At 62.5% G+C, this 8,908-nt stretch carries 7 protein-coding genes; 1 reads left to right on the forward strand and 6 read right to left on the reverse strand.

All coding sequences use genetic code 11. The features are described from left to right. Positions 1-4 precede the first annotated feature (4 nt). The 6 genes from DL1_RS09760 to DL1_RS09785 form a co-directional block, all read right to left on the reverse strand. Positions 5-1,615, reverse strand: a complete 1,611-nt coding sequence (locus tag DL1_RS09760) for an exonuclease/endonuclease/phosphatase family protein (protein WP_038065430.1) — start codon at positions 1,613-1,615, stop codon at positions 5-7. Positions 1,616-1,693: 78 nt separating this feature from the next. Further along, the gene (locus DL1_RS20865) at positions 1,694-2,869 is read right to left on the reverse strand and encodes a hypothetical protein (RefSeq protein ID WP_051693458.1); all 1,176 of its coding nucleotides are present in this window, start codon (positions 2,867-2,869) and stop codon (positions 1,694-1,696) included. Between the two features lie 45 nt (positions 2,870-2,914). Then, complete coding sequence (locus DL1_RS22240; protein ID WP_051693459.1) at positions 2,915-4,201, reverse strand: hypothetical protein; 1,287 nt, start codon at positions 4,199-4,201, stop codon at positions 2,915-2,917. A 428-nt stretch (positions 4,202-4,629) separates the two neighbouring features. Further along, the gene (locus DL1_RS09775; protein ID WP_038065433.1) at positions 4,630-5,175 is read right to left on the reverse strand and encodes a phage tail protein; all 546 of its coding nucleotides are present in this window, start codon (positions 5,173-5,175) and stop codon (positions 4,630-4,632) included. Between the two features lie 33 nt (positions 5,176-5,208). Then, a complete protein-coding gene (locus DL1_RS09780; protein ID WP_038065435.1) occupies positions 5,209-5,739 on the reverse strand; it encodes a phage tail protein in 531 nt (176 codons plus the stop codon). Positions 5,740-5,780: 41 nt separating this feature from the next. After that, the gene (locus DL1_RS09785) at positions 5,781-6,293 is read right to left on the reverse strand and encodes a phage tail protein (protein ID WP_038065437.1); all 513 of its coding nucleotides are present in this window, start codon (positions 6,291-6,293) and stop codon (positions 5,781-5,783) included. A 463-nt stretch (positions 6,294-6,756) separates the two neighbouring features. Between DL1_RS09785 and DL1_RS09790 the strand changes: the two genes are divergently transcribed. Then, positions 6,757-8,908: beta strand repeat-containing protein (locus DL1_RS09790; RefSeq protein ID WP_211250627.1), on the forward strand; the 2,152-nt coding region annotated here is incomplete at its 3' end.

Below are 8,908 nucleotides of genomic sequence, written 5' to 3' on the forward strand. Positions count from 1 at the left end.
CTCCTCAGGTGGGCGTGTAGCGGAAGAAATGCAGGGCGCAGTGATAGATGTCGCGGCTTTGGGCTTGTCCGGGATTGAGCGGCAGCATTTGATAGCTGCCGCCATCCGCGCGCCAAAGGTTGAGCGTGACCGACTGTTGTTGCGCCAAGATCTCGGCTTCATGCACAAACAACATCCGCCCGGAGCGGATCGGCGCGAGATATTGCGCCACCATCGCGGGCCATTCTGGCACTGTGGTGGGGTCCAGAAGCGGGTTGCTCAACAGATTCTGCGCCACGGCAAGCCATGCGGGCATGTCTTGGTACTGCTCGATCATCACTGAGAGCACATTGGCGCGGATCGTGTCGAACTGGGTCGGGGCGAAACTGGCCTCAAGCTGATTGGCAAAGGTTGTGCGATGGGCGGCGGCCTGCGGGTCGACATAGATGCCGTTGTCGTCCAGCGCGCCAAAGACCGCATGAAACAGGCAGTTATTATCCGCCCCGCTGGTGGCGTGAATGTTGCGGCTGGCGGTGCTGCCCGCGCCAATCGTGAACTCTGCCCAAACCGGGAAATGATCGCTGATCCCGTATTCCGCATGCTGGCGCTTATACTGATCGATATAGCACACGTACCAAGCCGCCTCGGTCGCGAAATACTTGATCTCTGCGGCCCCTCCCAGTTGCTCGGCCTGAAAGCGGATAAAGTCGAACGCACCGGATTGATTGGCAAACTGCAGCGCAGGGGCAAAGCTGTCATGCGCGCGCAGCACAAAGATATTGTCGTAAGAGCTCGACCCGGTGAGAGGCTTGGTGGGATCGGCGCTGTAGGTTGTGGTTACGACATGATCAAAGGTGCTGACGCAGGGCTGATAATGGGTGGTCAGGTTCTCGTAAACGATGTCGGCCCTGCTCGCGGCCATGTTGTAGTTGCAATCGCCCAGAAAGATCGTGTCGATATCGGGCAAAGGGTTGACCCGTTCCAGCACCGTGATGCCGTGGCCGCCGGAGATATCCTTGCGCAGATCGCCGCCAATATCGCGCAGCTTGGCCAGCGCCATGAGCGCACGCCCCGATGAGCTGCCATTCTTGGCTTTGCCGATCGTGTTGCACGGGGTCGCGGCATGCCATGAAATCAGGTTGAAGGGCACTGGCGGGGCATTGGCGCTGGCGGTTACCTCAAAGGTTGCAAGGCCGGGGCGTCGGCCGGGAAACTGCCCACCGCTTTCGACCCGCAAAATCGAGGGCGATTGCAGCTCGGCCAGCTGCGCGGGCGCATCGCTATGCGCGTGCGGGGAGGCGGCGGGGGTCGTCTTGAAGAAATAGGCATAGGCATCGCGCATTGATTTCGAACGCGACGAGTTGTTGAGGCCCGACAGGCGATAAACCCAGGCCCCTGCAGGATCGAGCGCGCGCAACTTCGCCAGAAGCGCATCAAGTGCCCCCGTGATTTCGGGCGAGACCGTGCTGCCAATCGTGCCAGAGGTGGTCACCCCGGCTTGGATTTCCTGCAGACAGACGATGTCGGCCTGCAAGTGGGTGATCAGAATTTCGGCAATTTGGCGCAGTACGACATCGGGCGGGATCGGGTCGCCGAATGTGCGCAGGTTCCAACTGACGATCTTGAGGGTGGCCATGCCCGGCCCTCCGCGTTGAGAGGCATACGGGTCCCGCCCGCCGGGAAAAGGCGGGCGGGGGACGTCGCGCGACGCAGGTCAGGCCGGTTGGATCAAGATATCCGCGGGCTGACCTGCGATGGTTCCCGCGACACCGGGCGTGCCGGTCTCGCCTTGACCGCCCGTGCCGCCGCCGGAGCCGCCGCTGTTATGCTTGCCGCCCGAGCCCGCGGAGCCGCCATCGCCACCAGCCCCGCCGGTGCCGGGGGCACCGCCTGCGCCCGGTTGCGCGGTCTTCTTGATCGGCTGGAACAGGCTGAGCGCGGTGCTGGGGGCGAAAATCGTGATGTCGCCTTCTGCATCCACGCCGTTTCCCCCCTGACCACCCGGGCCGCCTTTGCCGCCCGTACCGCCTTGTGCGCCCGAGCCGCCCGCGCTGCCGGTACAGCCGCAGGTCGCGCCGTTGCCGCCATTGCCGCCTTGGCCGCCCTTCGATCCGGTGCCGCCCGCACCGCCTTGGCCGCCGGCGCCCGATTGGGTGACCACGCTCAGCGCGGTGGCGCTTTGCACCGCCGTGGTGATCCGGATGGTCGCGGCCAGCGAGGGTTTGCCAAGGCCGCCCGCGCCGCCCGGCCCGCCTGCCGAGCCTAGTGTTCCCGTCGTGCCATTGCCGCCCGAGTCACCCGCAATGCCTGCCGAGCTACAATTGCCGGGCTTGCCATTGGTGGCCTGACCGGGGGCGGTGGGCGTGTCGCCCGGGGTGCCTGCCGCGCCTGTAATCCCGAGGATGTTGAAAATCCCCATATCATTGCCAGGCGCGGCGCTGCCATTGCGCACCAACGTATCGACGGTAAAGTCCAATGCGCGGTTCGAGACCACGATATAGCCGCCATCTTCGATCGTCAGCGTGCCCAGCGACACCACGATTGGCCCATCGGGCGAGATCTCATTGAGATTCCATTCGGAGTTGATGGTCTTGTCGGGCTGCGAGACCACGTTGAGCTGCAAGGGGAAGGCCGATTGCGCCAAGGCCAGATCGGCATCCGAGAGCGGGGCTGCGCCGTAGACATGGCGTGCGACCGCGTGGGCCACCGATTGGGAGGCATCTGCGGCGTCGCTGGGGGCGGCTTTGCTGACGGCCTCAGCGCTGGGCGGCATGCCGGAGATGTTGAGCAGTTCCTTGAGCTGATCAAGGGTGTTGACCGTGATCTTGCCCGCAAAAGCCTTGTCAGGTGCGATCCCCAGAATTTCGGCGCGTTTCTCAAAATTATTCATGTCTATGTCCCTTTGTTTGAGGCGAATTGCTTCGCCACCTCCGCGTCAGACCGGTTCCGGCCCGATTTCGTTAATGAAAACCCATGGCGCCCGGCGCGACCGGCCCACGGCGCCCGGACGGCCATCGGCCCCGGCTTGTCCGTTGGGAGCGTGCGGTGTGTGCGGCGCGGCACGGCCTGCTTTGCCCGCCGCGCCGCCCGGTCCGGCAGATCCGGGACGGCCGGGTTCGGAGGGGAGCGCTGTGTAGCTGACTTGGGGCACTGCGTGCCCGGGCACCGAGATGTAGATGTTCGAGGCGATCCCGCCGCCGCCGGCCGCCCCACCATCGCCGCCCGCGCCGCCGTCGCCGCCCGCGCCCGCCTGCCCATCGGGGACTTTGCCGCCGATCAGCGCCGGGCCCGCGACGGCCGCACCGCCATGGCCACCATCACCGCCCGCGCCGCCATCTCCGCCATCGCCGCCCGATCCGGCTTGGGCAAAGACCTCGACCGAGCCTTCGAGTGCGCGCAGTGTGATATCGGCGAGTTTGCACGCCCCGCCGTTGCGTCCGCGCCGACCGTGCTGTCCTGCGCTGCCGGGCTGTCCCGCCGTGCCGCAGAGCAGCTCCGGGCGGACCGCCTCACGGGCGCAGGGGCCGATGAGTGTTTCTTGGGTGTCGAGGGCGCGCCCGTCTCGGCCATTGGCACCCGGCCCCCCCGCCGCCCCATCCGCGCCCCGCATCGGGCCCGAGCCGTAATCGACCGAGTGTGGCGTCGGGAGGATGCCGATCTGATACTGCGCGCGCGGGGTTGCGACGAACATGGATTGCACTGTCATGACCAAGACATTGCCCTGCACCACGACGCGCGCACCGGCGCCCAGCTCCAGCGTGCCGATATTGAGGGTGACATAGAGTTCTTCCATGTCATCCAGCCCCCAGTAATCGCCGCGCACGCTGACATCCCATGTCTCGCCGGGGGGCACGTATTTATGGGCAATGCTGAGGGTGCGCATATGCAGGGGGAGATGCACGTCAAGCGCCGCGCGGTCTTCCTCGGTCAGGGAATGCACCGCAAAGACCGATGCTTCGCCGCGATCATGCAGCCCTTGGCCCAAACGGCTGCGCAGGCGTATTCCGGGGTTGAAAAACTGGGCGCTGCGCTTTTCCCGCTGCTCTTGGGTGGCTGCGAGAAAACTGCGATAGGTCGGCAGATCCGGGATCAGACTGTAGGTCTCATGACCTTCGGGACGGGCGGCCAGCTCCGGGTCATGCCCGAGGGCTTGGCACGTGCTGTAAAATTCATCAGGCAATACTGAACAGGCCCGCCGAAGCGGTGCAATTTGCAATGTCATCTTATGTCCTAACCCTTGCGCACACTCCCAAGCGTTAATCGCCTTTTAAGTGAGTCTTTTCAGTGCACTACAACCATTGATTGTTAAATGACATCTCGTCAAGCTATGTTTTTTGACATTTTTGTGGCTGAGCGATTTGTGTGGGGCGAGAGCGTATCTTGATCAGATATATGTGATCCATTTTATAATTTTATTATTAATATCAAATATTTAAAATATTTTCTCGATCGCGTCTGAGAAAGCGCACCTGCGCTGAACATGCGAGCAGCGCGCCAGGGCACCGCAGCTTTCGCACTGCGATCTGCGCGCAAGGCCACCTGTGCACACGCGCGGCGCTTTCGAGGTTGGACAACCGCGCGCGTCGAACCTGACATAGTTGGTCCTGCAGGGCTGAGGCCGGGCCATAGCCCTGCAGGGGCAATCAAGGCTCATGAGAAGCTTGGATAGATCCCCTCGACCGCGATGCAGTAAACCATCTCCAGATTGGGCTGCGCATTGTCATGCGGTTGATTGCCTCCGCTCGGCGCGATCGCTTCGGGCGCAAAGCTGGTCGGGGTGGTGCCCGGGGGGGTGACATAGCCATTGGCCCCCGTCGAGATCCAGGTCAGCCCCTGCACAGGCACCTGCACGCCTTGATCCCCGTCTTTGCCATACAGGATGAGGCTATGGTTATGCGCAGGCATTTCCTGTGTGCTCAGGGTGACGGTGTCGGTTCCGAGTGTTTCGCCCAGCTGGCGCGGGCTCAGCCCCGGGCCGACACCCAAACCTGCGACCACAGCGGGGCTTCGCCCCGATTGGCCATTGAGATTTGGCAGTGCGAAATTGGTTGTCCCATTGCCGCCATAGGTCGTGCCGATCAGGGAGAACACGGCGGTATATTGCGAGACCGGCAAGACCTGCCCGTTACAGGGCATCCAGCCGCGGGGAATGAAATCATAGGGAAAAGGCATCACCATACAAAGAATGGGTTCCATGTTGGTCTCCTTGAAAATAGGCGTTGAAACGGATCAGCCGTGCTGCGGGTAAAGGCCCATCGTGGCGATGCAATAGTTCATCACCACTGTGGGCATCATGTTGTCATGCGGTTGCGACCCACCGCTGAAGCCGATCGACTGCATGGCGAGCACGGCTGGATCGCTGGGCGCCGCGGAATAGCGTGGCGCATTGCTTGATGACGCCAGCATCGCCGCCTCGGAGGGGGTGCTGGTGGCATCGACCGGCGGATTGGCCGAGGCGGCCTGCAGCGCGTGGTGGTGGGGGGCGGCCTGCGATGAGATCAGCGTCACCGTCTCTGCGCCACCAAGTTCGCCGATAGTATAGTCTCTCAAGCCCTGTCCTTGACCTTGATGCAGCGGAATGCGTCCGCGCAGGTCGGGCAGGGCAAAGGTCTGGGAGCCATTGCCGCCGTAGGTCGTGCCGATCACAGCGAAGAGCGCATCATATTGGCTGATTGCCAGCAATGTCCCGTCACAGCGCATCCAGCCTCTTGGAATGCGATTGAAGGCAAAAAGTGCGATCTGTCCGATTAAGGGTTCCATAGGTCTAATTCCTCTCGATCCCGAGCAAAACCGTCATGCGCTCAGGAGCGCGACGGAAAGATGCCCGAAAGGGCAATGATGTAATTCACCGTCAGAAATGGCTGCATATTGTTATGTGCCGTTCCGCCCATAGCGGATGAAATATTGGCGTCGCTCAGGGTCACGGGGGCGTTCGGAGCGCCGTAAACCGTGCCAGAGGGAATGGTGCCCCCAGCAACCAGTTTTCCATCCGGCGGGGTGGGGACACGGCCGCTGATCTGATCCTGTGCGGCATTGAAGGCATGCGTGTGACTGGGCATCTCGGCCTCAGTGAGCGTGACGGTCTCAACCCCGGACATGACGCCGGGTCTCAGGCTTTGTGCGCCGCGCGCCGCACGTCCGCGCAGATCTGGCAGCGCGAAGGTGCTCCGTCCATCGCCGCCGAAACGGTTGCCCAGCAGAGCGAAGAGCGCCTGATTTTGTGAAATCTGCATCAACTGGCCGTTGCACAAGGCCCAATTCGTCGGTGCATAATTGAAAGCGACGGGCATGACCATGCCCAGAAAAGGTTCCATACCGCTATCCCTCCTAGAGAAATTCCAAACATTCAGGAACAATTTTTACGTGTTTTTTGAAACAAAACTACGACTTTAGGTTGTGCATTAAAATTTTCTGTCTGGCAACAAATTGTTCCCGCGACGTCAATGGCGACATCCGGTTCGCCCGGTCCATGGTCCTGCCGCTGAAATTCAACTTTGGCGGGAATGCACGATGGGCATAATGTCTCGCGCAGGGTCACGCGGGTCTCACAATTTGTTGACGATTCGACTTACTTGGCGTTAACGTCTTCCAACGCTTTGGGCTTCTCTTGTTTAGTGGTCGAGTAAGTTATTGTTTGAAATCAATTTTATTTAGGTGAGCGCTTCGCTTGCCCAGTTCTGGACAAATTCATTCATGCGCTACGCTCTCACAGGCCCCGAAACGTTCCCTCGCACTGAGACAATCTCCCATACGACAGGCGCAACTGGGGCGCGTTTTTTGATTGCGCGGATCGACTGGCTGCGTCTTGCGGTTTTGCGGCTGTTGCTCGGGGCTTTCCTTGCGGGTCTCGGCGCGAGCGCGGCCATGGCGGCTTGCAGCAGCGGAACCACGGTAACGATGAACTCTACCAGCGAGACGCTTGATGTAAGCGGCGAGTGTCAGGTCATTCGGTATGGTCTTTATGACCGCACGGGGATCCCAATCGCCGGGTTGTATCCGATCAGGGGGGAAGCTGTTGGCAATGATGTCACGAGCCAGACCTTCAACGATTCCGCGACGGGTGCTCGCGTGTTGATCCAGCCCGGCCCCGTGAATAATTCAAATGGCGAAGTTACGAGCTACACGATCACGGTGCAGACGATGCCCAGCCCGGCCACCGGCGTCGATGTTCCGATCACGCTTTATTACGCACTCGACGTAAATGCAGCGACCAGCGAACCTTACACTCTGACCCTCCGGTTTCCGTCTTCCGCCCCTGTCGCCAATGCCGTCTCGACCACGGTGGCGCCGAACTCCACCAATAACGCAGTGCCGCTGTCGATCACGGGGACGACGACCAGCGTCGCCGTGGCCAGCGCCGCCTCGCATGGGACGGCCACTGCCAGCGGCACATCGATCACCTACACGCCCACCGCAGGGTATAGCGGCTCGGACAGCTTCACCTATACCGCCTCGAATGCCGATGGCACATCTGGGGCCGCGACCGTCAGCGTGACCGTCAGCGCCCCCACGGTTGTCATAGCGCCGAGCGCCCTGAGCAATGGCACCGTTGGCACCGCCTATTCGCAAAACGTGTCCGCCAGTGGTGGGACTGCGCCCTATAGTTTTGCTGTGACCGCCGGGTCGCTGCCCAGCGGGATGAGCCTGAGCGGCAGCGGCAGCCTGAGTGGTACGCCCACCGCGAGCGGCACCTTCAACTTTACCGTCACGGGCACAGATAGCGGCACCGGGACCGGACCCTTTAGCGGCGCGCGCGCCTATGCCCTGACCGTGAATGCGCCGACGGTCACCGTCGCGCCCACGACGCTCTCAGGTGCCACGCAGAATGCCAGCTACAGCGCCACGATCAGCGCGTCGGGCGGGGTCGCGCCTTACAGCTTCGCGGTGACCTCAGGCACCTTGCCTGACGGGCTGAGCCTGAGCAGCAGCGGCAGCTTGACCGGAACGCCGACAGCATCGGGCAGCGCGAGCTTCTCGATCACCGCGACCGACAGCTCGACGGGGACCGGGCCTGCCACGGGCACCAGGGCCTATACTCTGGACGTGGCGCTTGCCGTGCCCGTTGCCAATGCGGTCTCGCAAAGCGTGCTGCAAGACTCCACAAATAATGCGATCACGCTGTCGACCAGTGGCATGGTGAGCAGCGTGGCTGTGGCGAGCGCGCCCTCTCACGGGACGGCCAATGCCAGTGGCACCACGATCACCTACACGCCCACGGCAGGATATAGCGGGTCCGACAGCTTCACCTACACGGCTACCAATGCGGCTGGCACATCTTCCGCCGCGACCGTGTCGATCACGGTGACGCCGAAGACCGACCAGACGATCACCTTCGCCAATCCCGGCGCGCAAAGCTTTGGCTCCACGCCGACCTTGAGTGCCACCGCGTCTTCGGGGCTGAGCGTCAGCTTCAGCTCCAGCACCACGGCGGTTTGTCTCGTGACCTCGGGCGGCAGTTTGACTTTCCTGAGCACCGGCACCTGTACCATAGATGCCGATCAGGCCGGGAATGCGACCTATAACGCGGCCGCGACTGTCTCCCGTAGCTTTGCCGTCGATGCCGTCGCCCCCTCGGCCCCGACAATTGGCACCGCGACGGCTGGGGATGCGAGCGCATCCGTGAGCTTCGCCGCCCCCGCCAGCACCGGCGGTTCGGCCATCACGGGCTACACTGTGACCTCAAGCCCCGGCGGCTTGACCGGCACCGGCACCGCCTCGCCGATCACCGTCAGTGGTTTGACCAACGGCACGGCCTACACCTTCAGCGTGACCGCCACCAACAGCGCAGGCACGGGGGCGGCCTCGTCCGCGTCCAACAGTGTGACCCCGATTGGCGATCAGACGATCACCTTCGCCAATCCCGGCGCGCAGGGATTTGGCACCACGCCGACGCTCACGGCCACCGCGTCTTCGGGGCTGAGCGTCAGCT

It is taken from the genome of Thioclava dalianensis (genome assembly GCF_000715505.1).
GTDB lineage: Bacteria > Pseudomonadota > Alphaproteobacteria > Rhodobacterales > Rhodobacteraceae > Thioclava > Thioclava dalianensis.

Bases quoted from the DNA above. Each gene is read 5' to 3' on its own strand.
- DL1_RS09775 (WP_038065433.1), bottom strand. From the start codon at position 5,175: ATGGAACCCATTCTTTGTATGGTGATGCCTTTTCCCTATGATTTCATT.
- DL1_RS09780 (WP_038065435.1), bottom strand. From the start codon at position 5,739: ATGGAACCCTTAATCGGACAGATCGCACTTTTTGCCTTCAATCGCATT.
- DL1_RS09760 (WP_038065430.1), bottom strand. From the start codon at position 1,615: ATGGCCACCCTCAAGATCGTCAGTTGGAACCTGCGCACATTCGGCGAC.
- DL1_RS20865 (WP_051693458.1), bottom strand. From the start codon at position 2,869: ATGAATAATTTTGAGAAACGCGCCGAAATTCTGGGGATCGCACCTGAC.
- DL1_RS22240 (WP_051693459.1), bottom strand. From the start codon at position 4,201: ATGACATTGCAAATTGCACCGCTTCGGCGGGCCTGTTCAGTATTGCCT.
- DL1_RS09785 (WP_038065437.1), bottom strand. From the start codon at position 6,293: ATGGAACCTTTTCTGGGCATGGTCATGCCCGTCGCTTTCAATTATGCA.